Here is a 24067-nt window from a genome sequence, read left to right as displayed (position 1 = left end):
CCACACGCTAGTCGAGGTCATGGACGTCGGGGTGGGCAGCGCCGGGCTCCTCCCGCACCACCGAGACCGGCACGTGGAGGTGTGCGAGCCGGTGCTCGAGGTCCTGGTGCAGCCAGGTCGACAGGTGGTGCTCGGGGACCGACACCATGATCTCGTCGATCGGTTCGCTGAAGAGTGACTCCTCGATCGCGTCCATGGGGTCGTGTCGCACCGAGACGGACCCGATGACCGGCCCCGCGGCTGCCTCCTCGATCTCGGGCAGAGCCCGGCGGAGGCTGTCCTCGGCCTCCGCGGCCTTGTCGTGGCGCTCGGGGTGGAGCAGGTGGATCTCGACCCGGGCGGGATTCAGGACGGTGAGACGGAACTGGACGTTCCCGGCCGCGGCCCGCTCCCGCACGGCGGCCAGCAGCGCCGGTGTGGGGTGTGTCCTGTCGGTGACCACCAGCACCCGTCGAGCACGAGGTGTCGTCATGAGGGGTTCCCTTCCAGCGCGTCACGGGGTGCCTGGCCCGCGGCCCGGTCAGGACCGGAGGCTCCGACGGCCTCGGTCCGGTCCTTGTCCGTCACCGTCAGGTAGACGACGACCGCGAGGATGGTGCCCAGGAAGATCACGCTGGTGACCAGCGTGCCGAGGCCGAGGCCGCCCTCGTCCCGGGGCGCGGCGAGGAAGTCGCCGATGTTCGCGCCGAGCGGTCGGGTCAGGATGTAGGCCAGCCAGAACGACAGCACCGGCCCGGCACCCAGGCGCCACGCCACGAGCACGGCGAGGATGAGCCCGAGCGGGAGCAGGACGGCGACGCCGGGCGACCAGCCGGTGAGCTCGAGCGTCCAGTCGCCGACGGCGGTCCCCAGGGCGAAGGTGACCAGGACCGTGAGCCAGTAGAACGCCTCCCGCGGGAGGGTGACGATGGAGTGGATCGACAGCGTCCGCTCGCGGGCGTACCAGGTGCCGAACACGCCCGCCAGGAGCACGGCGAAGACCACCGAGCTGACCCCCAGGGGAACGCCGCGGGCATCGGTGAGGTTGTCGGTCAGCAACGTGCCGACCACGCTGATCAGCACGACGGCCAGCCAGTAGGCGGACGGCACGTACCGGTCGAGCCGGAACTGCACCACCATCACGGCGACGAGGGCGGCGCTGAAGGCCAGGGTCGTGTTGGTCAGCCCGAAGCCGAGGGTCTCGTTGACGTAGTCGGCGAAGCTCTCGCCCACCGTCGTGCACAGGATCTTGATGATCCAGAAGTAGGCGGTGACCTCGGGCACCTTGTTCAACATCACTCGTCCGCGGCGTCCGGCCTGCATGCTCGTCGTCATGCCGGACAGCGTGGGTGGCCCTACCTGCCAAGCACCTGACTGCGTGGGTCGGGGCGCCTCAGCGGGCCGGCACGATCCGTCCGGTGACCTCGCCCAGCGCGATCCGGCCACCCGACGCGCCGGGGGCGGTGTAGCGCAGGGTGACCACGTCGCCGTCCTCGAGGAAGGTGCGCTCGCGCCCGCCCGCCGTGAAGGGTTCGGTCCCGCCCCAGGACAGCTCCAGCAGGGAGCCGCGCTGGTCGGCGTCGGGGCCCGAGACCGTGCCGGAGCCCCACAGGTCCCCGGTGCGGACCGTGGCCCCGTTGACGGTGGTGTGGGCGAGCATCTGGGCCGGCGACCAGTACATCGAGGCGTACGGCGGGCGGGAGACCACCTCGCCGTCGAGCACCACCTCGATCGCGATGTCGAGCCCCGCCGGAGCGTCGACCCGCAGGTAGTCCAGCGGCTGGGGATCCTGGCCCGGCAGCTCGGTCCACGCGGCGTCCAGCGCCGCCAGCGGGGTGACCCAGTGGCTGATCGAGGTCGCGAACGACTTGCCGAGGAAGGGGCCGAGGGGGACGTACTCCCAGGCCTGCACGTCGCGCGCCGACCAGTCGTTGAGGCCCACGACCCCGAACGTGTGGGTGGCGAAGTCGGCGGTGGACACCCGCTCGCCGAGCAGCGTCGGGACGCCGACCACGAAGCCGAGCTCGGCCTCGATGTCGAGGCGGCGGCTGGGGCCGTAGGTCGGGGCGTCCTCGGCGGGCGCCTTGCGCTGGCCGCACGGACGCACGATGTCGGTCCCCGACGCCACGACCGTGCCCGAGCGGCCGTGGTAGCCGACCGGCAGGTGCTTCCAGTTGGCGAGCAGCGGCTCCTGGTCGGGCCGGAAGATGCGCCCCACGTTGGAGGCGTGGTGCTCGGAGGCGTAGAAGTCCACGTAGTCGCCCACCTCGATCGGCAGGTGCAGGGTGACGGCCGACAGCGGGTGCACGTGCGGGGCCGTGCGGGCCTCGTGCACGTCATGGCCGAGCACCTCGGTGATCCACTCCCGGGCGATGGCCCACTGCTCGGGACCCATCGACATGAAGGCGTTGAGGCTCGGCGCACGCCATGCCGCCGCGAGCGCGGAGGCCGGGTCGCCGATCTCGGCGACGGGGGCCAGGTCGAGCACGTGGTCGCCGATCCGCACCCCCACGCGGGGGTCGTCGCCCTCGAGCGAGAAGACGCCGTACGGCAGGTTGTCGAGGTCGAAGAGGGAGCCGGCGGCGCCGTCCACCCAGGTCGTGAGGGGGGTGCTGGGGCCGGTCATCGGGGCTGCTCCGTCGCGTCGGGGGAAGAGGGGTCGAGGGGGATGAGTCCGAGGGCGCGGAGGTCGGCGACCGGGTCCTGGATCGAGCAGGTGCCGAAGGAGGTGAACCAGCGTCGGGCGCGGGTGACCACCTCCTCGGTGACCTCGAGCCGCTCGGCGTCGCGCTCCTCGAGGAGCGCGACCGTCTCCTCGCGGGAGGCACCGTCGAAGGCGGCGAGCGTGGCGACGAGGACGTTGAGGAAGCCGTGCTGCTCGAAGCCCTCGGGCGACGTGTGGCGTACGGCGTGGTGCAGGCCCGCGGTGCACTTGAAGGCCACCTCGCGGTCGAGCGCCGCGTCGGTCCACGCGGCCAGGCGGCCCGCCGTGGGGAACAGGTGAGCCTCCACCCCGCCGGTGCGCAGCTTGAGCCGCAGCTCGGCGGCCGCGACCTCGTCGGCCGCCGCCTCCCAGCCGTGGGTCACGTCGGTCTGCGGGAGCTCGACGTGGACCGGGACGTCCTCGGCGAGCACGCCGTCGGCGCGGGCGTGGTCGACCGCGGCGACCACGCGACGGGCGTTGCCGGGCAGGTCGTCGAGGTCCCGCAGCGCGATCTCGAGTCCCGCCACGTGCAGGCCCAGCCTGGCTGCCGCCCCCAGCGGTCCGGCCACCTGGCCGGCCCCGCCGGTGACGACCACCGACAACGGGTGCGCGACGCCGCGGACCAGCGGCAGGTCGGTGTCCTTGAGGACGAACGACCCGAGCAGGTCGCCGTACGACGCGTCGCGGTGTGCGCCGTGGGCGGCGGTGGCCTCGGGCAGCGGGACGTCGCCGGGCGGGAAGGTCGCGGCGTCGTCGAGCAGGCCGGACCACGCGGGCGAGGACATGACTGGTCGGGAGTCGGGCACGGCGCTACTGTAGCGACGAATCACATAACGGACGACTATGTCCGTTTATCGGACAGATGACGATCGAGCGCGAGGCGGACGACGATGGCGCACTACCGGAGCACGGGCACGATCCCCCAGAAGCGGCACACCCAGCACCGCGACGCCGCCGGAAGGCTCTACTTCGAGGAGCTGATGGGGGAGGAGGGCTTCTCCTCCGACTCGTCCCTGCTCTACCACCGCGGCGTGCCGTCGGCCCTGGTCGACAGTCAGGTGTGGGAGCTCTCGGACCAGTCCCGCACGCCCAACCACCCGCTCAAGGCGCGGCACCTGCGGCTGCACGACCTCGAGACCGGCGCCTGCCCCGTCGAGGGGCGCCGCCTGGTGCTCGGCAACAACGACGTCCGCATCGCCTACGTGCTCACCGGCACCGACCCGTCGCCGCTCTACCGCAACGCCATCGGGGACGAGTGCGTCTACGTCGAGGAGGGAAGCGGGACGGTCGAGACCGTCTTCGGCGTCGTGGCCTACCGCACCGGCGACTACGTCATCGTCCCGCGGGCGACCACGCACCGCTGGGTGCCGGCCGAGCCGAGCCGGCTCTACGCCATCGAGGCCAACAGCCACATCCACCCGCCCAAGCGCTACCTGTCGCGCTTCGGCCAGCTCCTCGAGCACGCGCCGTACTGCGAGCGCGACCTGCACGGGCCGGTCGACCTCGACGCCCTCGTCGACCGCAGCCACGACCTCACCGACGTCGACGTGCTGGTCAAGCACCGCACCAGCGCCGGGATCGTCGGCACCCGGATGACGTACGCAACGCACCCGTTCGACGTCGTCGGCTGGGACGGCTGCCTCTACCCCTACACGTTCAACATCGACGACTTCATGCCCATCACCGGCAAGGTGCACCAGCCGCCGCCGGTGCACCAGGTCTTCGAGGGCTGGAACTTCGTGATCTGCAACTTCCTGCCCCGCAAGGTCGACTACCACGAGCTCGCGGTGCCGGTGCCCTACTACCACTCGAACGTCGACAGCGACGAGGTCATGTTCTACGTCGGCGGCGACTACGAGGCGCGCAAGGGGTCGGGCATCAACCTGGGCTCGATCTCCCTGCACCCGGGCGGCTACGCCCACGGCCCGCAGCCCTCGGCGATCGAGGCCTCCCTCGGCGCTGACTACTTCGAGGAGTCGGCGGTCATGGTCGACACCTTCGCGCCGCTCGAGCTCGGTGAGGGCGGTCGCGCCGTCGAGGACCCCGCCTACGCCTGGACGTGGGCGGGACGGGGTCCCGACGCAGACGGCACCGACGGAGGGCCGGCAGTGTTCAGCAACAGCTGACCGATCGATGCCGGTCAGCAACAGCTGACCGATCGATGCCGGTCAGCAACAGCTGAAGTCGATGCCGGTCAGCAACAGCTGATCAGGCGTACGCCGGGTAGTCGACGTAGCCGGCCGCGCCGCCGCCGTAGAAGGTCGAGCGGTCCTGCTCGTTGAGCGGCAGTGACTCCTGGAGCCGGCGCGGCAGGTCCGGGTTGGCGATGAAGGTCCTCCCGAACGCCGCGGCGTCGATCCACCCGCGCCGCAGCATCTCCTCGGCCTTGTCCCTGTCGTACGCGCCGGCGCCCACGATGACGCCGTCGTACGCCGCGCGCAGCTCGTCGCGGAACACGTCGGTGAGCGGTTCGCCCCCGGCCCAGTCGGGCTCGGAGAGGTGCAGGAAGGCGAGCCCGCGGGAGGAGAGCTCGCGGGCCAGGGCGAGCCCGGTGACGTCGCCGTCCGGGTCCTCGAGGCCGTTGAAGGCGCCGATCGGGGAGATGCGGATGCCGACCCGGTCGGGGGACCAGGCCTCGGAGACCGCGTCGACGACCGCGAGCGGCAGCCGGAGCCGGCCGGCCAGGTCGCCGCCCCACCCGTCGGTGCGGGTGTTGACCGTCGAGCTCAGGAACTGGTGGAGCAGGTAGCCGTGGGCGCCGTGGATCTCGACCAGGTCGAAGCCGGCGTCGCGGGCGTTGCGGGTCGCCTCCGCGTAGTCCTCGACCAGCCGCGGCAGCTCGTCGGTGTCGAGTGCGCGCGGCGTCGGGCAGTCGGCGCGGAAGACGGCGCCGTCGGGGTCGACCAGGCTGGTGCGCGACCGGAACGGCTGGTCGGTCGCGGAGACGGGCAGGGCACCGTCGTGCAGCGACGCGTGGTCGACGCGGCCGGTGTGCCACAGCTGGGCGGCGATGAGTCCGCCCTCCTCGTGCACGGCGTCGGTGACCGTGCGCCACCCCTCGACCTGTTCGGGGCTGTGGATGCCGGGGGTGTCGGCGTACCCCATGCCCTCGGGGGAGATCTGGGTGCCCTCGGTGATGACAAGGCCGGCGCTGGCGCGCTGGCGGTAGTAGTCGACCGCGTGCCGCGACGGCAGGTCGCCGGGCTGCTCGGCCCGCTGCCGGGTGAGCGGGGCCATGAAGACGCGGTTGGCGGCCGTGACGGCGCCGAGGTCCAGGGGGCTGAAGAGATGGGTACGAGCGAGTTCGGTCACGGTCGGCCCAACGGGCGGCCCGGCGGCCGAATTCCCCGATGCGACCCCTGCGGGCGGTGTGCCGTGCGGGACGGGGAGGCAGGATGGTCCCGTGAGCCTCCTCTCCCAGCTGCGAGACGTGCCGGCCCGACTCCGCAACGAGTCCCGCCAGGTCCCCACCCGCGACATCGACGAGACGGAGGTCGAGGTCGACTCGACCTCCCACGCCGCCGCCGGCGCGACAGCGGTCGCCGTGGCCATGCGCCGGGCCATCGGCCAGATGGGCGTGCGCCGGACGGCGTCGACGCTGACCCGGCTCAACCAGGTCGACGGCTTCGACTGCCAGGGCTGCGCGTGGCCCGACCCGGAGGCCGGTCACCGGCACGCGGCGGAGTTCTGCGAGAACGGCGCCAAGGCCGTCGCCGAGGAGGCCACCCGCCAGAAGCTGGACCGCGCGTTCTTCGAGACCCACTCCGTGGCCGACCTCGCGGAGCGCAGCGAGTACTGGCTCGGCAAGCAGGGTCGGATCACCGAGCCGATGGTGCTGCGCCCCGGCGCCACCCACTACACCCCGATCTCGTGGGACGACGCGTTCACCACGATGGCGGGCCACCTGCGCCGGCTCGACGACCCCGACCAGGCGGTCTTCTACACCTCCGGGAAGACCTCCAACGAGGCCGCGTTCGTCTATCAGCTCTTCGTGCGCGCCCTGGGGACCAACAACCTGCCCGACTGCTCCAACATGTGCCACGAGTCATCGGGCTCGGCGCTGAGCGAGACCATCGGCATCGGCAAGGGCTCGGTCAGCCTCGAGGACATCCACCAGGCCAAGCTCATCGTGGTGGTGGGCCAGAACCCCGGCACCAACCACCCGCGGATGCTCTCGGCGCTGGAGATCGCCAAGCAGCGCGGCGCGAAGATCATCGCCGTCAACCCGCTGCAGGAGGCGGGACTGGTCCGCTTCAAGAACCCGCAGAACGCCAAGGGGCTCACGGTCGGGACCGGGATGGCCGACCTGCACCTGCCGGTCCGGCTCAACGGCGACCTGGCCCTCTTCCAGGCCATCGGCTCGCTGCTGGTGGAGTGGGACGCCGTCGACCACGACTTCCTCGGCGAGTACACGACCGGCTTCACCGAGTACGCCGCCCACGTCGCCGGCCTCGACTGGGCCAAGGTCGAGGCCTCCACGGGCCTGACCCGCGCGCAGGTCACCGAGGCCGCCCGGATGTTCGCCGACTCCCCGGCGACGATCACCTGCTGGGCGATGGGCATCACTCAGCACCACAACGCGGTGGCGACCATCAAGGAGATCGTCAACGTCGCCCTGCTGCGCGGCGACATCGGCAAGCCGGGCGCCGGCGTGTGCCCCGTTCGCGGCCACTCCAACGTCCAGGGCGACCGGACGATGGGCATCTGGGAGCGCGTCCCCGACCACTTCCTCGACGCCATCCGCGACGAGTTCGGCTTCGAGCCGCCGCGCGAGCACGGCTACGACACGGTCGCCGCCATCCAGGCCCTGCGGGACGGCAAGGCCCGGGTGTTCATGGGGATGGGCGGCAACTTCGTCGGCGCCGCCCCCGACACCGAGGCGACCGAGGCGGCCATGCGCAACGCGGCCCTGACGGTGCACGTCTCCACCAAGCTCAACCGCTCGCACATCGTGCACGGCGGCGAGGCGCTGATCCTGCCCGTCCTCGGTCGCAGCGAGAAGGACCTCACCGGCGGCCGCGTCCAGCGCGTCACCGTCGAGGACTCCATGTCGGCCGTGCACGCCTCCCACGGTCCGCTCGAGCCGGCCTCGGAGCACCTGCGCTCCGAGGTCGACATCGTCTGCTCGCTGGCCCTGGCCACCCTCGGCGCGGACTCGCCCGTCCCGTGGGCCGCCTTCCGCGACGACTACTCCGAGATCCGCCGCCGCATCGCGCGCGTGGTGCCCGGCTGTGCGTCGTACGACGAGAAGGTCGACCAGCCCGGCGGCTTCGTGCTGCCGCACCCGCCGCGCGACAACCGGATCTTCGAGACCGAGAGCGGCAAGGCGGTCATCACCTCCACCCCGGTCGAGGTGCTGGACGTGCCCGAGGGGCGCTTCCTGCTGCAGACCATGCGGTCGCACGACCAGTTCAACACCACGATCTACGGCCTGGACGACCGCTACCGCGGGGTCAAGGGCGGGCGTCGGGTCGTGTTCGTGCACCCTGACGACATCCGCGACCTCGGCTACGCCGAGGGTGACCTCGTCGACCTGGTGAGCGAGTGGAAGGACGGCGTCGAGCGCGTGGCGCTGTCCTTCCGGGTCGTGCCCTACGACCAGCCGCGGGGCTGCGTGGCCGCCTACTACCCGGAGGCCAATCCGCTCGTGCCCCTCGACTCCACCGCGGAGAAGAGCAACCAGCCGGTCTACAAGTCGATCGTGGTCCGGCTCGACCGCCCCGACTCGGACTCGGGCCCGGCATCCGGGACCTCGCACGGCTCGGCCGGCCAGGGCACGGGCTCGCGACGCACCGACGAGCCGCACCACTTGGCGTAGCCGACGATGACCAACCCCGAGCGGGACCCCGACGAGCTGGCCCTCACCGCCGGAGACACCTCCTGCGGTGTCGAGGTGCTGGCCCCGCGGGAGGTCCCGCTCGGCGGGCCGCGGGCGATGACCGTACGTCGGACGCTGCCGCAGCGCGGCCGCTCGCTGATCGGCGCGTGGTGCTTCGTGGACCACTACGGTCCCGACCTGGTGTCCGACACCGGCGGGATGAAGGTCGCGCCGCACCCGCACACGGGCCTCCAGACGGTGAGCTGGCTGTTCACCGGGGAGATCGAGCACCGCGACTCCGCCGGCCACCACGCCCTGGTGCGTCCGGGCGAGGTCAACCTGATGACGGCCGGTCACGGCATCAGCCACTCGGAGGTCTCCACACCAGGCACGACGCAGCTGCACGGCGCCCAGCTGTGGGTGGCGCTGCCCGGGGAGTCCCGCGACGTGGAGCCGGCCTTCGAGCACCACGTCCCCGACCCGGTCGCCGGCGACGGGTGGGAGGCTCGGGTCTTCCTCGGCACCCTCGTCGGCGTCACCTCCCCGGTGTCGACGCACACCCCGCTCCTCGGGGCCGAGCTGGTCCTCGCCGCGGGGACCACACTGGTCCTCGACGTGGCCTCCGACTTCGAGCACGGGCTGCTGCTGGACCGCGGCGTCGCCACGGTGGACGGGCAGGAGGGCAAGCCCGGCGAGCTCGTCTACGCCGCCCCAGGCCGCGACACCCTCACCGTCGAGGCGCACGAGGAGGTGCGCGCGCTGCTGCTGGGCGGACCGCCGTTCGGCGAGTCGATCGTCATGTGGTGGAACTTCGTGGGCCGCATCCACGAGGAGGTCGTCGCCTTCCGCGAGGAGTGGCAGGCCCAGGTCGACGGCGTCACCGACGGTCAGGACGTCCGACCGGGTCGCTACGGCGTCGTGGTCGGCGACCACCTCGCCCCGATCCCGGCCCCGGCGCTGCCCAACGCGAGGCTGCGCGAGCGGCGTTGAGCCCTCAGGCGTAGGGGAGCAGGGCCGCGATGTCGTCCGTGGGCGTCTTGAGCGGCACGCCGGCGCCGATCGCGTGCAGGGTCCAACCCTCGCCGCTGCGCACGAGGCGAGCCATCACCAGCCCGGTCTCCCGCACCCCGAGGGTGAGGGTGAAGCGGGCCAGCTCGGTGCCCGCGTCGTCGACAAGACGGCAGTAGGCGTTCCGGATGAACTCGAGGGTGTGGCCCTGGTAGCTGCTGACCACGAAGACGATCGAGTCGACCTTGCCGTAGACCTTGGAGAGGTCGACGGTGATCACCTCGTCGTCACCCTCGCCCCGCCCGGTCGTGTTGTCGCCCAGGTGCACCACCGAGCCGTCGCGCGTGGCGAGGTGGTTGAAGAACGCCAGGTCGAACAGCGCACCCCCCGCGAACTGGACCGCGGACGCGTCCAGGTCGACCGGGGCCGCCCCCGATCCCGCGAAGCCGCCCGTGTGCACGTGCTCCCAGCCGACGCCCATCTGCAGTCGGACCAGGGGCGCTCCCTGCTCGGTGGCCAGCGCCATCTCCTGGCCCTCGGTCAGCTCGATCACGTCGTGTCCTCCCCATCCTCGGCGGTAGTCACCGCGATGCCGACGAAACTACTCTCGACACATGAGCGACGATCAGTTCGACCAGGACTTCAGCGGACTCCGGGCGGTGTACCTCAACGGCACCCTCAAGCCGAGCCCGTCCCCGAGCCACACCGACGGCCTCATCGAGGTGAGCGCCGCCATCATGCGCAAGCACGGGGTGCACGTCGACGTGGTCCGTGCCGTCGACCACGACATCGCCCCGGGCGTCTACCCCGACATGACGCAGCACGGCGCCGCGACGGACGACTGGCCCCGGCTGTGGGAGATCGTGAGGGCGGCCGACATCATCGTGCTGGCCGGCCCCATCTGGCTCGGCGACAACTCCAGTGTCACCAAGCGTGTCGTGGAGCGGCTGTACGCGATGTCCGGGGAGCTCAACGACCGGGGCCAGTACGGCTACTACGGCAAGGTCGGCGGCTGCCTCATCACCGGCAACGAGGACGGCATCAAGCACTGCGCGAGCAACCTCCTCTACAGCCTGCAGCACCTCGGGTGCACGATCCCGCCCAACGCGGACGCGGGCTGGATCGGCGAGGCCGGGCCGGGCCCGTCGTACCTCGACGAGGGCAGCGGCGGCCCCGAGAACGACTTCACCAACCGCAACACCACGTTCATGACGTGGAACCTCATGCACGCCGCGCGGCTCCTCGGTGGCGGGTTCCCGGCGGGAGGCAACAGCCGCAAGGCCTGGGACGCCGGGTCGCGGTTCGACTTCGAGAATCCCGAGTACCGAGCCTGAGGTCCGCTGGCACCTGAGTCAGCGGCTGACTCAGGTCGCATCGCGCGCGGGGAGGTGGTCCCGTGCGCTCCGCTGGGAGCTGAGTCACGGGCCGACTCAGGTCGCGCCGCGCGCGCGTGTCGGTGCCGTGCGCGAGGATGACGCCATGGGCGCACCCGTGATCGGCGACGACGGACTGGCGCGCTGCCCCTGGGCGGCGGGCGACCCGGTCAACCGGGCCTACCACGACACCGAGTGGGGCCTGCGGGTCGTGGGCGAGGCGGCGCACCTGGAGCGGCTCACCCTCGAGGCGTTCCAGTCCGGTCTGTCGTGGCTCACCATCCTCAACAAGCGGGAGGCGTTCCGCGAGGTCTTCGCCGGCTTCGACGCCGACGTCGTCGCGGCCTACGACGCCTCGGACGTGGAGCGACTGATGGCCGAGCCGCGGATCGTGCGCAACCGACGCAAGGTCGAGGCCGCGATCACCAACGCGAGGGCGACGGTGGCCCTGCGTGAGCAGGGCGGGCTGGAGGCCTTCATCGCCTCGTTCCGTCCGGCCACGACCCCGGCGCCCGTCGACACGGGCGAGATGGCGACCACCTCGCCCGAGTCCCTGTCGCTGTCCAAGGCGCTCAAGAAGGCCGGGTTCGCCCATGTCGGGCCGACCACGATGTATGCCCTGATGGAGGCGATCGGCCTGGTCGACGACCACCTGGTCGGCTGCCACCGCAGAAGCGCCAGCGGCGTCTGGGCCTGAGCCGTCCCCAGCGGGAGCGCTCAGCCCAGCGCGGCGGCCGCGGCCGCGAGCGCGCTGACCCGGTCCCAGTCACCGGCCGCGAGCACGTCGGCCGGGGTGAGCCACGAGCCGCCGACGCAGCCGACGTTGGGGAGCGCGAGGTACGACGGCGCCGTGGCCGCCGTGATGCCGCCGGTGGGGCAGAAGCGCGCCGCCGGCAGCGGGGAGGAGATCGCCTTCAGGTAGGCCGCGCCCCCCGACGCCTCGGCGGGGAAGAACTTCATCTCGGTGAAGCCCGCCTCCAGCACGGCGAGGGCCTCCGAGACCGTGGCCGTGCCGGGCAGGAACGGCAGTCCGGAGTCGGCCATCGCCGTGAGCAGGGCGGGGGTCGAGCCGGGGGAGACGAGGAACTGCGCGCCCGCGTCGGCGGTCTGCCTGGCCTGGCCAGGCGTCACGATCGTGCCGGCCCCGACGAGGATCTCGGGCACCTCGGCGGCGATCGCCGCGATGGCGTCGAGCGCGACCGGCGTACGCAGCGTCAGCTCGATCACCGGCAGCCCGCCCTCGACGAGGGCCCGGGCGACCGGGACCGCATGGTCCAGGTCCTCGATGACGACGACCGGGACGACCGGGACCAGGGACAGCAGGGACTCAGACGTGCTGGACAAGGGGGGCCTCCTCGGTGGGGGCGGGCAGAGGGCGGATGACGCTGGCGCCGGTCTCGGCGGTGCCGACGATGGCCCGGAAGCCGGAGAACAGCTCCCGTCCGGTGCCGGCCCACTCGACGTCGTGCGGTGCGCGACCGGTGGCCTCGCGGCGGTCGAAGTCGGCGTCCGTGACGTCGACCTCGAGCAGCCCGGTCTCCGCGTCGACGGTGACCAGGTCGCCGTCGCGCACCCGGGCCAGCGGCCCGCCGAGGGCGGCCTCCGGGGTCACGTGGATGGCGGCGGGCACCTTGCCGGACGCGCCGGACATCCGGCCGTCGGTGACGATGGCGACGTGCTGCCCCCGGTCCTGCAGGACGCCGAGGGCGGGCATCAGCTTGTGCAGCTCGGGCATGCCGTTGGCCGCCGGTCCCTGGTAGCGCACCACGGCGACCAGGTCGCGGCCGTCGAGGCGTCCCTCGGCGAAGGCGGCGAGGAAGTCGGCCTGGTCGTCGAAGACCAGCGCCGGGGCGGTGACGACCCGGTGCTCGGGCTTGACCGCAGAGGTCTTGATGACCGCGCGGCCCAGGCGCCCCGAGAGCATCCGCAGGCCACCGTCGGGCGCGAAGGGGTCGTCGGCCGGACGCAGGACGGAGGTGTCGAGCGAGGACTTCGGGCCCTCCTCCCACACCACCGTGTCACCGTCGAGCCGGGCCTCGCGGGTGTGTCGCCACAGACCGCGACCCGACACGGTGAGCACGTCGTCGTGGAGGTAGCCGTGCTTGAGCAGGGTGTGGATGAGGAACGGCGTACCGCCGGCTGCCACGAAGTGGTTGATGTCCGCGGTGCCGTTCGGGTAGATCCGCGTCAACAGCGGCACGGCGGCCGACAGGTCCGAGAGGTCGTCCCACGTGAGCGTGATGCCGGCGGCCGCCGCCATCGCGACGAGGTGCATCGTGTGGTTCGTCGAGCCGCCGGTGGCGAGCAGGGCCACGCAGGCGTTGACGATCGCCTTCTCGTCGACGAGGTGCCCGACGGGGGTGGGCTCGCCGCCGGCGGCCGTGATCGCCACGGCGCGCTCGCCGGCCGCGCGGTCCAGCGCCGCCCGCAGCGGGGTACCGGGGTTGACGAAGGTCGCGTCGGGCAGGTGCAGGCCCATCACCTCCATCAGCATCTGGTTGCTGTTGGCGGTGCCGTAGAACGTGCACGTGCCCTTCGAGTGGTAGGACTGCGACTCGGCCTCGAGCAGCTCCTCGCGCCCGACCTTGCCCTCGGCGTACAGCTGGCGCACGCGCGCCTTCTCGCCGTTGGGCAGCCCCGACGTCATCGGCCCGGCCGGCACGAAGACCGTGGGCAGGTGGCCGAAGGACAGCGCCCCGATGAGCAGCCCGGGGACGATCTTGTCGCAGACGCCGAGCAGCATCGTCGCGTCGAACATGTCGTGCGAGAGCGCGACGGCGGTCGACATCGCGATCAGGTCGCGGCTGAAGAGCGAGAGCTCCATGCCGGCGCGGCCCTGGGTGATGCCGTCGCACATGGCGGGGACGCCACCGGCGAACTGGGCCAGGCCACCGGCACGGATGATGGACTTCTTGAGCACCTCCGGGACGTCGCGGAAGGGCTGGTGGGCCGAGAGCATGTCGTTGTACGACGACACGATGGCCACGTTGGGCTTGCGGCCCGAGCGGAGACCGGACTTCACCGGCTCGTCGGAGGCGGCGAAGCCGTGCGCGAGGTTGGCGCAGGCCAGCTTGCCGCGGGCCGGGCCCTTGTCGGCGGCGGCATCGATGCGGGCGAGGTAGGCGGTGCGGGTCGCGGCGCTGCGCTGCGCGATGCGCGCGGTCACCTCCGCGACGACGGGGTGGATGCTCTGGGTGGTCATTCGGTCTCCTGCCAGGATCGGCCGTCACGCGTGAGGAGCGTGTCGGCGGCGACGGGTCCGTGCGTGCCGGCGGGGTAGCGCCGCGGGCGGTGGGTGGGCTGTGACCAGCGGTCGAGGATCGGGGCCACCCAGGCCCAGGCCGCCTCGACCTCGTCGCGGCGCATGAACAAGGTGGTGTTGCCGCGGACGACGTCCATGAGCAGCCGCTCGTAGGCGTCGGGGGAGCGACCGCCGAAGGCGGCCGCATAGCTCAGGTCGAGCGAGACCGGGCGCAGCCGGATGCCGCCGGGGCCGGGCTCCTTGGCGGTCATGTGCAACCGCATGCCCTCGTCGGGCTGGACCCGGATGTGCAGCCGGTTGGGCTCGGTGGGCCCCTCGCTGTGGGGGAACATCGGGTGCGGCGGCTCCTTGAAGACCACCACGATCTCCGAGACCCGGTCCGCCATCCGCTTGCCGGTGCGCAGGTAGAACGGCACACCCGCCCAGCGCCAGTTCTGCACCTCGGTGCGCAGCGCGACGAAGGTCTCGGTGCTGCTGTCCTGGCCGACCTCGTCGGCGTACGACGGGGCCAGGACCCCACCGCTGAGGCCGGCGGCGTACTGGCCGGCGACCACGTCGCGGTCGACCAGCTCGGGGGTCAGCGGGCGCAGGGCCTGGAGGACCTTGAGCTTCTCGTCGCGGACCGTCTCGCGGTCGACGTACGTCGGGGGCTCCATGGCGACGAGGCAGACCAGCTGGAGCAGGTGGTTCTGCACCATGTCGCGCAGCGCGCCCGAGCGGTCGTAGTAGGAGCCGCGCTCGCCCACGCCGAGCGACTCCGAGACGGTGATCTGGACGTGGTCGACCCAGTGGCTGTTCCACAGCGGCTCGAGGAACGTGTTGGCGAAGCGGGTGACGAGGAGGTTCTGGACGCTCTCCTTGCCGAGGTAGTGGTCGATGCGGAAGATGTGCGACTCGTCGAAGACCCGGCCCACGGCCTCGTTGATCGTCTGGGCGGTGGCGAGGTCGGTGCCGATGGGCTTCTCGAGCACGACCCGGGAGCGGTCGGTGGCCAGGCCGACCTGGTCCAGGTGCTCGCAGATCGCCCCGAAGAGCGCGGGGGCGACGGCGAGGTAGAAGACGCGGATGACGTCCTCGTTCGCGGCGCCGTCCTTGAGCCGGTCGTGCAGGCGGTGCCAGTCGCCGACGTCCTCGACGTCGAGGGTGACGTGGTGCAGGCGGTGGAGGAGCCGTCGTACGACGTCTGGGTCGAGCTCGTCGCCGGTGACGTGCTCGGTCAGGGCCCCCTCGACCATGGCGCGGTAGCCGTCGTCGTCGACCTCGGCCCGGGAGACGCCGATGATCCGGAAGCCGTCGGGCAGCTGGCCGTCGCGGTCGCGGAGGTAGAGGGCGGGCAGGAGCTTGCGCAGGGCGAGGTCACCGGTGCCGCCGAAGACGGTGAAGTCGCAGGGCTCCACGGGGGTGGCAGCCGTTGTTCCGTTCATGGAAGACCACGGTACGGAGCATTAGGGCCCTCGGCAACCGAAGTTCGGCTTTTATCGGACGTAAGAAGGAGAATGCTTGAATGCCGAGCACCATGACCGTGCCCCTGAACCTGCCCGCGCCCGGCGCGACCGCCGGGGACCTGCTCGAGCTGATCCGCACCGGACGGGCGACGACCCGCGGTGAGCTGGGGCGCGTCACCGGGCTGTCGCGGACCGCGGTCAGCACCAGGCTGGCCTCGCTGGCCGCCGCAGGGCTGGTGCTGGAGGGTGAGGAGGAGTCCGCGACGGGCGGTCGTCCCGCCTCGACGCTGGTCCTCGACCGCGACGCGGGCCTGGTGCTCGCGGTGGCGATCGGTCGCAGCCGCTCCCAGATGTCCGTGTGCTCCCTGGACGGCACCGAGCTGGCCGCGGTGAGCCACGACCAGGAGGTCGGCCTGGGGCCCGACGTGCTCATGCCCGTCGTGGCCGGCCACCTCGCGGGGATGCTCACCGACCTGGGTCGCTCGGGCGACGAGGTCCGCGGCGTCGGCCTGTCGCTGGCCGGGACGGTCGATCGTGACCGCGGCGTCAGCGTGGACTCGCCGGCGCTGTCCGGGTGGGACGGGGTCCCGTTGGCGGCGTACCTCCGCGAGGTGACCGCGGCGCCGCTCGTGGTCGACAACGACTGCAACGTGATGGCGGCCTCGGAGCGCGGCGGCCACCTGCTCGACCACGACGACGTCCTGGTCCTCAAGGCCTCCACCGGCCTCGGGCTCGGCATCGTCGCCGGCGGTCACCTGCTGCGCGGACACAGCGGCGCGGCCGGCGAGCTGGGCCACGTGAAGGTCCCCGCCGCCGCCGGCCTGCTGTGCCGCTGCGGCGACACCGGCTGCCTCGAGGCGGTCGCCGGGGGCTGGGCGCTCGTCGAGCGGCTCCGCGAGAGCGGCCGCGAGGTCCACCACGTCCGCGACCTGGTGGCCCAGGCGGTGCTCGGTCACGGCGAGGCGCGCGCGATCGTGCGCGAGTCCGGACGTCGGGTGGGTGAGGCGCTGGCGGCCACCGTCACCGTGCTCAACCCCCGCGCCGTCGTGGTCGGCGGCGACATGGCCGGCGCCTTCGACACCTTCGCCGCCGGCCTGCGCGACACGCTCTTCCCCGGCACCACGGCGCTGGCGGGACGCGACCTCCAGGTGCTCCCCGCGACGTACGGCGAGCGGGCCGGGCTCGTGGGCTGCGTCCGGCTGGCCCTCGACTCGGTGCTCTCCCCGCGCGCGGTGGACGCGCTGCTCGCCCGGGCTCGCTGAACGCCCTTCCCCGGGTGGGCGGGCGTGGCCTAGGTTGCCCGCCATGGCTCGCGTGCACGCCTTCGGCGACGACCCCCTGCAGGACCTCGACGCGGTCGGCCTCGTCGAGGCCTACCGCGACGGGCTCTCGGTGGCCGACGTGGTGGAGGCGGCCATCGCCCGGGCCGAGGCGGTCGACGACCAGCTCGGGGCGCTGGCCCACGAGGCCTTCGACGAGGCGCGGTCCGCGGCCCGCGTCCCGGCTCCCGGCTACTTCTCGGGGGTGCCGACCTTCGTCAAGGACAACGTCGACGTCGCCGGCATGCCCACCCAGAACGGCACCGACGCCTACGTCGCCCGCCCGGCCCGCGAGGACGGCGACTTCGCCCGGATGTACCGCGACATCGGGCTGCTTCCCCTCGGCAAGACGAGGCTCAGCGAGTTCGGCTTCAGCGGCGCCGTCGACCACCCGCGCCTCGGCCCGGTGCGCACGCCCTGGAACCCCGAGCACTACGCCGGGGCGTCGTCGGCCGGGTCCGCGGCGTTCGTCGCGACCGGCGTGGTCCCGATCGCCCACGCCAACGACGGGGGTGGCTCGATCCGGATCCCGGCGTCGGTCAACGGGCTGGTCGGCCTCAAGCCCACGCGCGGCCGGCTGGCCCAGGACCGGGCGATGCGGCAGATGCCGGTGCGGATCGTCTCCGACGGCGTGCTGACCCGCTCGGTGCGCGACACGGCGGCGTTCTACCGCGAGGCCGAGAAGGTCTACCGCGACCCGCGACTGGCCCCGGTGGGCGACATCACCAGGCCGGGCCGCAGCCGGCTCAGGGTGGCGGTCGTGACCCGCGGGATCGGTCACGACGCCAGCCCGGAGGTCGCCGCGCTCACGCTGGGGACGGCCGCACTGCTGGAGTCACTGGGCCACCGGGTCGAGGAGATCGACCCGCCGGTGCCGAGCTCGTTCGCCGACCACTTCGTCCTCTACTGGTCGATGCTGGCCATGGGCATCGTCCGCACCGGCCGACGCACGTTCGGCCCGACGTGGGACCCCGCACGGCTCGACAACCTCACTCTCGGGCTCGACCGGCACTGCCGCCGCCACCTGCACCGGCTGCCCATGGCCATCGCCGCGGTGGGCGCCAGCCGGCACCGCGCGGCGCGGCACCACGCGACGTACGACGTGACGCTGACGCCCACGCTGGCCACCTCCACGCCCCGGGTCGGCCACCTCGACCCGACCGCCGACTACGACCAGGTGATGGACCGGCTGAGGGAGTGGGTGGCCTTCACCCCGCTGCAGAACGCCACCGGTGAGCCGGCGATCTCGCTGCCCCTGGCGACCACCGCAGAAGGTCTCCCGCAGGGCATGATGCTGGGCGCCGGAGCCGGTCGCGAGGCCCGTCTCCTGGAGCTGGCGCTCGAGCTCGAGGAAGCCGCTCCGTGGCCCCGGATCCAGGCCGGATGAGCGGGTCGTGACCACGTATCGAGGGCGATTTCTCGTATGCCCTCAGCCGTGTGTATTCTCTTCCGCTGTTGCCCCTTTAGCTCAGTCGGCAGAGCGTCTCCATGGTAAGGAGAAGGTCTACGGTTCGATTCCGTAAAGGGGCTCTGGTTGGAGCACCGTCGTAGACTTCGGCGGTCGCCCCTCCCGGCGGCGGGGTAGCTCAGGTGGTTAGAGCACACGGCTCATAATCGTGGTGTCGCGGGTTCGAGTCCCGCCCCCGCTACCACCAAGACCAGCAGCATCCAGGCGCAGCCCGCATCACGCACACCGACGAAGGACTTCCCGTGGCCAGCAAGAGCTCTGACGTTCGCCCCAAGATCACGCTCGCGTGCGTCGATTGCAAGGAGCGGAACTACATCACCAAGAAGAACCGCCGCAACGACCCGGACCGCATCGAGCTGAAGAAGTTCTGCCCGCGTTGCCGCACGCACACCGCGCACCGCGAGACCCGCTGAGCGGTTCCCCCTCTTCACCACCGACCCGTCGAGATCCTCGACGGGTCGGTGTCATTTCGCCGGTGTCACTTAGGGTCGGGGCATGCCTGTCGACCAGTCCCTCGTGGGGCGTGAGTTCCCACCGACCGCCCCGCTCGAGGTGACCGAGGAGCGCGTCGCCGCCTTCGCCCGGTCCCTCGGCGCCACTGCCGGCCCCGCAGTGCCACCTGCGGTGCCCCCGACGTACCCGATCGTGCTGGCCTTCGACGCCATGCAGGCCTTCCTGGACGCCGAGCGGATCGACCTGTTCCGCATCGTGCACGGCGAGCAGCGCTTCGCCTACGAGCGGCCGGTCCGCATCGGTGACGTGCTGACCGCGACGCTGAGCGTCGTCAGCCTCCGCCAGATCGGCGGCGCCGACATCATCGGCACCAGCAGCGCCATCACCGACGCCGACGGCGCCCTCGTGTGCACCGGTCGGGCCACGCTGGTCCACTCCGGCGCCGACGAGTCCGACGACCAGTCGCACGAGCAGGAGACGGCATGAACCCCGGCGACACCCTCCCCGCACGCACCTTCGCGATCACCCGTGCCGACCTCGTCGCCTACGCCGAGGCGGCCGGTGACCCCAACCCGATCCACCAGGACGAGGAGGTCGCCCGCAGCGTCGGGCTGCCCGGCGTCATCGCCCACGGGATGCTCACCCTCGGGCTGGTCGGCCGCGCGGTCGAGGAGTGGACCGACGGGGCCGAGGTCGTCGAGCTCGGCTGCAAGTTCACCCAGCCCGTCGTGGTGCCCGCGGAGGGTGCCGCCGAGGTCGTGGTCGCCGGCACCGTCAAGACGGTCGCCGACGGCCTGGTGACGCTGGCCCTCGAGGTCACCTCCGGGGGCACCAAGGTGCTGGGCATGCCCAAGGCCGTCGTCCGTGGCTGAGGCCCCCGTCCTGCTCCGTGACCACACCACCCTGCGCCTGGGCGGGCCCGCGCGCGAGTGGGTGCGGGCGGCGAGCGAGGAGGAGGTCGTCGCGGCCGTCACCGAGGCCGACGACGCCGGCACGCCGGTGCTCGTCCTCGGCGGGGGCTCCAACGTCGTCGTCGCCGACGCCGGCTTCGACGGCCGGGTGGTCGAGGTCGCGACCCGCGGCATCAGCCCCGACGTCGAGGACGACGACCAGGGTGCGACGTGCGGCGGCGTCGTGGTCCGCGTCGCCGCCGGCGAGGGGTGGGACGACCTGGTGGCCACCGCGGTCGAGCGGGGCTGGGTCGGTGTCGAGGCGCTGTCCGGCATCCCCGGCAGCGTGGGTGCGACCCCGATCCAGAACGTCGGCGCCTACGGCCAGGAGGTGAGCCAGACCGTCGCCTCGGTGCGTGTCTGGGACCGGACACTGCGCGGCGTGCGCACCTTCGCGGCCGCCGACTGCGACTTCGGCTACCGCCACTCCCGCTTCAAGGCCGACCCCGGCCGGCACGTGGTGCTGTCGGTCGACCTCCAGCTCCGGACCGGCTCGCTGGGCGCCCCCGTGACGTACGCCGAGCTGGCCCGCACCCTGGGCGTCGACCTGAACGGTAGGGCGCCGCTGTCGGCCGTGCGTCAGGCCGTGCTGGGTCTGCGGGCCGGCAAGGGGATGGTCCTCGACGACGCGGACCACGACACGTGGAGCGCGGGCTCGTTCTTCACCAACCCGTTCCTCACCGCCGAGCAGGCGGCGTCCCTGCCCGACGACGCCCCCCGCTGGGCGCAGCCCGACGGCCGCACCAAGTCCAGCGCGGCCTGGCTCATCGAGCGCGCCGGGTTCGGCAAGGGCTACGGGCTGGACCTCCGCGGCGGGCGCGCCAGCCTCTCCACCAAGCACACCCTGGCCCTCACCAACCGCGGGGGTGCGAGCACCGACGACCTGCTGGCCCTGGCCCGCGAGGTCCGCGACGGCGTCGAGGCGGCGTACGGCGTGCGGCTCGTCAACGAGCCGGTGCTCGTCGGCTGCGACGGCCTCTAGAGGTTCGCGCCCCCGGGCGTCGACGTGTCCACCTGGGTGATCTCCGGGGACGCGGCGAACAGCAGCGCGACCAGGCCCACGATCGCCAGGATCCCGAGCACCAGGAGCACGGTGCCGATGATGCCCATGATCCGGCCGGCCTGGGCCTGCTCGCGGCCGCTCCAGCGGCCCGGCTGGGCGTCGATCTCCTTGACGACCCGGCTTCCGGTCCGCCACGCGAAGGGCGCCATCACGATCGGGACCAGGCACACGAAGAGCCCGATGAGCGACACCAGGCCCAGCACCATCGCGGTGGTGGCCGAGGGGTGCGGAGGGGCCATCGGGCCCGGCTGCGCGTAACCGCCGTACGGGCCCGGCTGTCCGTAGGCGCCCTGCTGGGCGTACGGGTCCTGGCCGTAGGGCTGCGTGTACGGGTCCTGCCCGTAGGGCGGCTGGGCGGTGTACGGCTGGGTGGGCGGGGCCGGCTGGCCGCCATAGGTGGTGTGCGTCGGCGGCGTGCCGTACGACGAGGTGTCCGCGGACCCGTAGGGGTTGGTCGCGGGCTCGGACCCCTGCCCGGGGTACTGCGGCGTCTGCGACCCGTCCGGGTTCGTGTGCAGGTCGTCCTCGGGACGGTGCTCCGGATCCGGCTGCTGGCCGGGCTGGTCCTGGTTGCTCACGAGGACATCCTCCCAGCCGGGACGGGTTCCCGCAGGTGGTCCGCACCGGCGAGCCACGCGTCCACCTCGGCCAGGGCGCTGCGGCGTACGTCGTCGGGGGCGCGGGAGGCCTCGAACGACGAGCGGGCCAACGAGGCCAGGTCGGCGTCGGTGAGCTCGTGGGCGGCCCGCATGGTGGCGTACTGCCCGGACAGCCGGGAGCCGAAGAGCAGCGGGTCGTCGGCGCCGAGCGCGACGGTGGCCCCGGCGGCCATCAGCTGGGGGAGCGGCACGGAGGTGAGGTCGGAGTAGACGCCGAGCGCGACGTTGGAGACCGGACAGACCTCGAGCGCCACCCCGGCCTCGACGATCTCCTCGAGCAGGGCGGGGTCCTCCGCGGCGCGCACGCCGTGGCCGAGCCGGTCGGCGTGCAGCTCGTCGAGGCACAGCCGGATGTGGTCGGGGCCGCGCAGCTCGCCCCCGTGCGGGGCCAGCAGCAGCCCGGCCCGCTCGGCGATCGCGAAGGCCGGTGCGAAGTCGGCAGTGGTGCCGCGGCGCTCGTCGTTGGAGAGACCGAACCCCACCACGCCCCGACCGGCGTACTGCGCGGCCAGGCGGGCCAGGGTGCGGGCGTCGAGGGGATGCCGTGTCCGGTTGGCGGCGACCACCACGGCCATCGGCAGGCCGGTGCGCGCTGTTGCGTCGCGCACGCAGTCGAGCACGAGGTCGGTGAAGGCGGTGATGCCGCCGAAGCGGGCGGCGTACCCGCTCGGGTCGACCTGGATCTCCAGCCAGCGGCCACCGTCGGCGACGTCGTCCTCGGCGGCCTCGCGGACCAGTCGCCGGACGTCGTCGGGCGTGCGCAGCACCGACCGCGCCACGTCGTAGAGCCTCTGGAAGCGGAACCAGCCCTTCTCGTCGGCCGCCGAGAGCTCGGGCGGCCAGTCCTCGACCAGGGAGTCCGGCAGCGCGATCCCGTCCCGCTCGGCGAGCTCGAGGAGCGTCTCGTGCCGCATCGAGCCGGTGAAGTGGAGGTGCAGGTGTGCCTTGGGCAGCGCCCGCACGTCGCGGCGTGCGTCTGCCGCGTTGTCGCCGTCGTCCCCGCCGTGACCCATGCCGGCGATCGTAGGGGGAGCGACGTCGGTTCGACGCGGCTGGGCCGGGCCCGTATGATTCCCGTTTGGTGGATTCCCCGCATGCTTCGCCATGCCCGTCACCGGGTGCGGCAGTCGCGGGGAGGTCCGTCGGAGGGCACTAGCTCAACTGGCAGAGCATCGGTCTCCAAAACCGAAGGTTGGGGGTTCAAGTCCCTCGTGCCCTGCGAAACAACACTGCAAGGACAACGGATCAACGAGTGAGAGGTGGCTGGCGTGTCGGACTCCCCGGCTGTGCACGAGCCGCGTGAGGAATCGCGCGGTCACGATCGCAAGCGCACGAGTCCGGCCACCTTCTACCGCCAGGTGGTCGCCGAGCTCCGCAAGGTCGTGTGGCCGACGCAGGAGCAGCTGACCACCTACTTCCTCGTGGTGATGGTGTTCGTGATCGTGATGATGGCCTTCGTGTCGGTGCTGGACCTGGCCTTCGGCAAGCTCATCTTCGCGATGTTCACGGGCAACTCCGACCAGTGACCCGGCGCCGGCCCGTCCGGCGCACAGTCCTCATCCACCCCGGCCCACCATCCGGCCGGGACCCCAGTACACCGACGTGACGGAGCAAGCCGTGTCCGACCAGAACGACTCCCCGGACCAGTACGACGCCGAGGCGTCCACCGACGAGACCTCCGAGGTCGCGTCGCAGGACGCCACCTCCGTCGACGACCTGGTGACCGACGAGTCGGTGCCGTCCGGCGTCCAGACCGTCGACGTGTCGCTCACCACCGAGGCGCTCACCGACGCCGAGGAGCCCGCCCCGAGCGACGAGGACGCCTCCGCCGACGAGTCCGCCGACGCCCCTGACGACGAGGCCGTCGACGAGAACGACCCCCTCGAGAACTTCCGCCGCGAGCTGTGGGCCAAGCCCGGCGACTGGTTCGTCGTGCACACCTACTCCGGCATGGAGAAGCGGGTCAAGCAGAACCTCGAGAACCGCATCATCTCCCTCAACATGGAGGACTACATCCACGAGATCGTGGTCCCCACCGAAGAGGTCGCCGAGATCAAGAACGGCCAGCGCAAGATGGTCACCCGCACCGTCCTGCCCGGCTACGTCCTGGTCCGCATGGACCTCACCGACGAGTCGTGGTCGGCCGTGCGCCACACGCCGTCGGTCACCGGCTTCGTCGGTCACAGCCACCAGCCCGTGCCGCTGAGCATGACCGAGGTCGAGGACATGCTCGCTCCCGCCGTGGTCGCCGTCGCCGAGGCCGAGGCCGCTGCCGCTGCCGGTGACAGGCCCGCCGCGGCCGCCGCGGCGAAGAAGCCCGTCGAGGTCGCCGACTTCGACGTGTCCGACTCGGTCATGGTGGTCGACGGTCCGTTCGCCACGCTGCACGCGACGATCACCGAGATCAACGCCGAGTCCCAGAGGGTCAAGGCCCTCGTCGAGATCTTCGGCCGGGAGACCCCGGTCGAGCTGAGCTTCAGCCAGATCCAGAAGGTCTGACGCTCCACCCGCAACACCCGTGGCAGGGGGCACCCGCCCTCGTCAGGACCACAGAGAACAGGAAGAG

Annotated in this window: 24 protein-coding genes and 3 tRNA genes; 16 read left to right on the top strand and 11 right to left on the bottom strand. The window is 72.2% G+C overall.

Features of this window, described 5'->3' with window-relative positions; all coding sequences use genetic code 11:
• Window positions 1-7 precede the first annotated feature (7 nt).
• From AC1DQF_RS04090 to AC1DQF_RS04075, 4 genes are read right to left on the bottom strand one after another with little or no spacing between them, the layout of a single operon-like run.
• A complete protein-coding gene (locus AC1DQF_RS04090) occupies window positions 8-472 on the bottom strand; it encodes a hypothetical protein (protein ID WP_477523930.1) in 465 nt (154 codons plus the stop codon).
• Window positions 469-1314, bottom strand: a complete 846-nt coding sequence (locus tag AC1DQF_RS04085; protein ID WP_477523929.1) for a COG4705 family protein — start codon at window positions 1312-1314, stop codon at window positions 469-471. Before AC1DQF_RS04085 ends, AC1DQF_RS04090 begins: the two co-directional genes overlap by 4 nt.
• Before the next feature lie 58 nt (window positions 1315-1372).
• The gene (gene fahA, locus AC1DQF_RS04080; protein WP_477523928.1) at window positions 1373-2605 is read right to left on the bottom strand and encodes a fumarylacetoacetase; all 1233 of its coding nucleotides are present in this window, start codon (window positions 2603-2605) and stop codon (window positions 1373-1375) included.
• Complete coding sequence (locus AC1DQF_RS04075) at window positions 2602-3489, bottom strand: hypothetical protein (RefSeq protein WP_477523927.1); 888 nt, start codon at window positions 3487-3489, stop codon at window positions 2602-2604. Before AC1DQF_RS04075 ends, fahA begins: the two co-directional genes overlap by 4 nt.
• Window positions 3490-3573: 84 nt before the next feature.
• Between AC1DQF_RS04075 and AC1DQF_RS04070 the strand changes: the two genes are divergently transcribed.
• The gene (locus tag AC1DQF_RS04070) at window positions 3574-4809 is read left to right on the top strand and encodes a homogentisate 1,2-dioxygenase domain-containing protein (RefSeq protein ID WP_477523926.1); all 1236 of its coding nucleotides are present in this window, start codon (window positions 3574-3576) and stop codon (window positions 4807-4809) included.
• An 82-nt stretch (window positions 4810-4891) separates the two neighbouring features.
• On the opposite strand, the gene nemA is transcribed toward AC1DQF_RS04070, so the two are convergent.
• A complete protein-coding gene (gene nemA / locus AC1DQF_RS04065) occupies window positions 4892-5995 on the bottom strand; it encodes an N-ethylmaleimide reductase (protein ID WP_477523925.1) in 1104 nt (367 codons plus the stop codon).
• A gap of 91 nt (window positions 5996-6086) precedes the next feature.
• Here nemA and AC1DQF_RS04060 point away from each other — a divergent pair, with 91 nt between their 5' ends.
• Together AC1DQF_RS04060 and AC1DQF_RS04055 are read left to right on the top strand one after the other, a co-directional pair.
• The gene (locus tag AC1DQF_RS04060) at window positions 6087-8501 is read left to right on the top strand and encodes an FdhF/YdeP family oxidoreductase (RefSeq protein WP_477523924.1); all 2415 of its coding nucleotides are present in this window, start codon (window positions 6087-6089) and stop codon (window positions 8499-8501) included.
• 6 nt (window positions 8502-8507) lie between these two features.
• Complete coding sequence (locus AC1DQF_RS04055; protein WP_477523923.1) at window positions 8508-9491, top strand: pirin family protein; 984 nt, start codon at window positions 8508-8510, stop codon at window positions 9489-9491.
• Window positions 9492-9495: 4 nt separating this feature from the next.
• Here the strand turns inward: AC1DQF_RS04055 and AC1DQF_RS04050 are convergent, their stop codons facing one another.
• Window positions 9496-10062 (bottom strand): TerD family protein, encoded by a 567-nt coding sequence (locus tag AC1DQF_RS04050; RefSeq protein ID WP_477523922.1) that lies wholly within the window; start codon window positions 10060-10062, stop codon window positions 9496-9498.
• A 61-nt stretch (window positions 10063-10123) separates the two neighbouring features.
• On the opposite strand from AC1DQF_RS04050, the gene AC1DQF_RS04045 reads away from it, so the two are divergent.
• Both AC1DQF_RS04045 and AC1DQF_RS04040 read left to right on the top strand, forming a co-directional pair.
• A complete protein-coding gene (locus AC1DQF_RS04045; RefSeq protein WP_477523921.1) occupies window positions 10124-10843 on the top strand; it encodes a flavodoxin family protein in 720 nt (239 codons plus the stop codon).
• Between the two features lie 145 nt (window positions 10844-10988).
• On the top strand, window positions 10989-11579 hold the full coding sequence (locus AC1DQF_RS04040) for a DNA-3-methyladenine glycosylase I (RefSeq protein WP_477523920.1): 591 nt from the start codon (window positions 10989-10991) through the stop codon (window positions 11577-11579).
• A 20-nt stretch (window positions 11580-11599) separates the two neighbouring features.
• Here AC1DQF_RS04040 and eda read toward each other — a convergent pair whose 3' ends face one another.
• From eda to zwf, 3 genes are read right to left on the bottom strand one after another with little or no spacing between them, the layout of a single operon-like run.
• Window positions 11600-12226, bottom strand: coding sequence for a bifunctional 4-hydroxy-2-oxoglutarate aldolase/2-dehydro-3-deoxy-phosphogluconate aldolase (gene eda, locus AC1DQF_RS04035; protein WP_477523919.1), 627 nt, complete (start codon window positions 12224-12226; stop codon window positions 11600-11602).
• The gene (gene edd / locus AC1DQF_RS04030; protein WP_477523918.1) at window positions 12210-14084 is read right to left on the bottom strand and encodes a phosphogluconate dehydratase; all 1875 of its coding nucleotides are present in this window, start codon (window positions 14082-14084) and stop codon (window positions 12210-12212) included. The genes eda and edd overlap by 17 nt, the downstream gene beginning before the upstream one ends.
• On the bottom strand, window positions 14081-15568 hold the full coding sequence (gene zwf, locus AC1DQF_RS04025; protein ID WP_477523917.1) for a glucose-6-phosphate dehydrogenase: 1488 nt from the start codon (window positions 15566-15568) through the stop codon (window positions 14081-14083). Before zwf ends, edd begins: the two co-directional genes overlap by 4 nt.
• 80 nt (window positions 15569-15648) lie before the next feature.
• On the opposite strand from zwf, the gene AC1DQF_RS04020 reads away from it, so the two are divergent.
• From AC1DQF_RS04020 to AC1DQF_RS03985, 8 genes are all read left to right on the top strand, one after another.
• Window positions 15649-16851 carry an ROK family protein gene (locus AC1DQF_RS04020; RefSeq protein WP_477523916.1) on the top strand — a complete coding sequence of 401 codons (1203 nt, stop codon included), beginning with the start codon at window positions 15649-15651 and terminating at the stop codon, window positions 16849-16851.
• Between the two features lie 43 nt (window positions 16852-16894).
• Window positions 16895-18295 (top strand): amidase, encoded by a 1401-nt coding sequence (locus tag AC1DQF_RS04015; RefSeq protein ID WP_477523915.1) that lies wholly within the window; start codon window positions 16895-16897, stop codon window positions 18293-18295.
• A 70-nt stretch (window positions 18296-18365) separates the two neighbouring features.
• Window positions 18366-18438, top strand: a tRNA-Thr gene (locus AC1DQF_RS04010).
• Window positions 18439-18483: 45 nt separating this feature from the next.
• Window positions 18484-18560, top strand: a tRNA-Met gene (locus AC1DQF_RS04005).
• A 58-nt stretch (window positions 18561-18618) separates the two neighbouring features.
• Entirely contained in the window at window positions 18619-18789 is a 171-nt protein-coding gene (gene rpmG / locus AC1DQF_RS04000) for a 50S ribosomal protein L33 (protein WP_056887613.1), read from the top strand.
• An 82-nt stretch (window positions 18790-18871) separates the two neighbouring features.
• Window positions 18872-19315: an FAS1-like dehydratase domain-containing protein gene (locus AC1DQF_RS03995; RefSeq protein ID WP_477523914.1), complete on the top strand. Its 444-nt coding sequence runs from the start codon at window positions 18872-18874 to the stop codon at window positions 19313-19315.
• Window positions 19312-19701, top strand: a complete 390-nt coding sequence (locus tag AC1DQF_RS03990) for a MaoC/PaaZ C-terminal domain-containing protein (RefSeq protein WP_477523913.1) — start codon at window positions 19312-19314, stop codon at window positions 19699-19701. The genes AC1DQF_RS03995 and AC1DQF_RS03990 overlap by 4 nt, the downstream gene beginning before the upstream one ends.
• Entirely contained in the window at window positions 19694-20761 is a 1068-nt protein-coding gene (locus AC1DQF_RS03985; RefSeq protein WP_477523912.1) for a UDP-N-acetylmuramate dehydrogenase, read from the top strand. Before AC1DQF_RS03990 ends, AC1DQF_RS03985 begins: the two co-directional genes overlap by 8 nt.
• Here the strand turns inward: AC1DQF_RS03985 and AC1DQF_RS03980 are convergent.
• Window positions 20758-21420, bottom strand: a complete 663-nt coding sequence (locus tag AC1DQF_RS03980; protein ID WP_477523911.1) for a DUF4190 domain-containing protein — start codon at window positions 21418-21420, stop codon at window positions 20758-20760. The genes AC1DQF_RS03985 and AC1DQF_RS03980 overlap by 4 nt on opposite strands.
• Window positions 21417-22514: an adenosine deaminase gene (locus AC1DQF_RS03975; RefSeq protein ID WP_477523910.1), complete on the bottom strand. Its 1098-nt coding sequence runs from the start codon at window positions 22512-22514 to the stop codon at window positions 21417-21419. Before AC1DQF_RS03975 ends, AC1DQF_RS03980 begins: the two co-directional genes overlap by 4 nt.
• A 133-nt stretch (window positions 22515-22647) precedes the next feature.
• Here AC1DQF_RS03975 and AC1DQF_RS03970 point away from each other — a divergent pair.
• The 3 genes from AC1DQF_RS03970 (at window position 22648) to nusG (ending at window position 24000) form a co-directional block, all read left to right on the top strand.
• Window positions 22648-22720, top strand: a tRNA-Trp gene (locus tag AC1DQF_RS03970).
• A 49-nt stretch (window positions 22721-22769) separates the two neighbouring features.
• Window positions 22770-23027 (top strand): preprotein translocase subunit SecE, encoded by a 258-nt coding sequence (gene secE / locus AC1DQF_RS03965; RefSeq protein WP_477523909.1) that lies wholly within the window; start codon window positions 22770-22772, stop codon window positions 23025-23027.
• Window positions 23028-23118: 91 nt separating this feature from the next.
• Complete coding sequence (gene nusG, locus AC1DQF_RS03960) at window positions 23119-24000, top strand: transcription termination/antitermination protein NusG (protein ID WP_477523908.1); 882 nt, start codon at window positions 23119-23121, stop codon at window positions 23998-24000.
• Window positions 24001-24067 lie beyond the last annotated feature (67 nt).

It is taken from the genome of Nocardioides sp. P4_G4, assembly GCF_056401085.1.
Note: the sequence above shows the minus strand (reverse complement) of the source record. Positions and strands in the feature narration are given on the sequence as shown.

Excerpts from the sequence above, each read along its gene's own strand:
- AC1DQF_RS04055 (WP_477523923.1), top strand. The coding sequence starts at position 8,508 with ATGACCAACCCCGAGCGGGACCCCGACGAGCTGGCCCTCACCGCCGGA.
- zwf (WP_477523917.1), bottom strand. The coding sequence starts at position 15,568 with ATGAACGGAACAACGGCTGCCACCCCCGTGGAGCCCTGCGACTTCACC.
- AC1DQF_RS04040 (WP_477523920.1), top strand. The coding sequence starts at position 10,989 with ATGGGCGCACCCGTGATCGGCGACGACGGACTGGCGCGCTGCCCCTGG.
- AC1DQF_RS03995 (WP_477523914.1), top strand. The coding sequence starts at position 18,872 with ATGCCTGTCGACCAGTCCCTCGTGGGGCGTGAGTTCCCACCGACCGCC.
- AC1DQF_RS04070 (WP_477523926.1), top strand. The coding sequence starts at position 3,574 with ATGGCGCACTACCGGAGCACGGGCACGATCCCCCAGAAGCGGCACACC.
- AC1DQF_RS04020 (WP_477523916.1), top strand. The coding sequence starts at position 15,649 with ATGCCGAGCACCATGACCGTGCCCCTGAACCTGCCCGCGCCCGGCGCG.
- edd (WP_477523918.1), bottom strand. The coding sequence starts at position 14,084 with ATGACCACCCAGAGCATCCACCCCGTCGTCGCGGAGGTGACCGCGCGC.
- AC1DQF_RS04085 (WP_477523929.1), bottom strand. The coding sequence starts at position 1,314 with ATGACGACGAGCATGCAGGCCGGACGCCGCGGACGAGTGATGTTGAAC.
- AC1DQF_RS04015 (WP_477523915.1), top strand. The coding sequence starts at position 16,895 with ATGGCTCGCGTGCACGCCTTCGGCGACGACCCCCTGCAGGACCTCGAC.
- AC1DQF_RS03990 (WP_477523913.1), top strand. The coding sequence starts at position 19,312 with ATGAACCCCGGCGACACCCTCCCCGCACGCACCTTCGCGATCACCCGT.
- AC1DQF_RS03975 (WP_477523910.1), bottom strand. The coding sequence starts at position 22,514 with ATGGGTCACGGCGGGGACGACGGCGACAACGCGGCAGACGCACGCCGC.
- AC1DQF_RS04045 (WP_477523921.1), top strand. The coding sequence starts at position 10,124 with ATGAGCGACGATCAGTTCGACCAGGACTTCAGCGGACTCCGGGCGGTG.
- AC1DQF_RS04090 (WP_477523930.1), bottom strand. The coding sequence starts at position 472 with ATGACGACACCTCGTGCTCGACGGGTGCTGGTGGTCACCGACAGGACA.
- fahA (WP_477523928.1), bottom strand. The coding sequence starts at position 2,605 with ATGACCGGCCCCAGCACCCCCCTCACGACCTGGGTGGACGGCGCCGCC.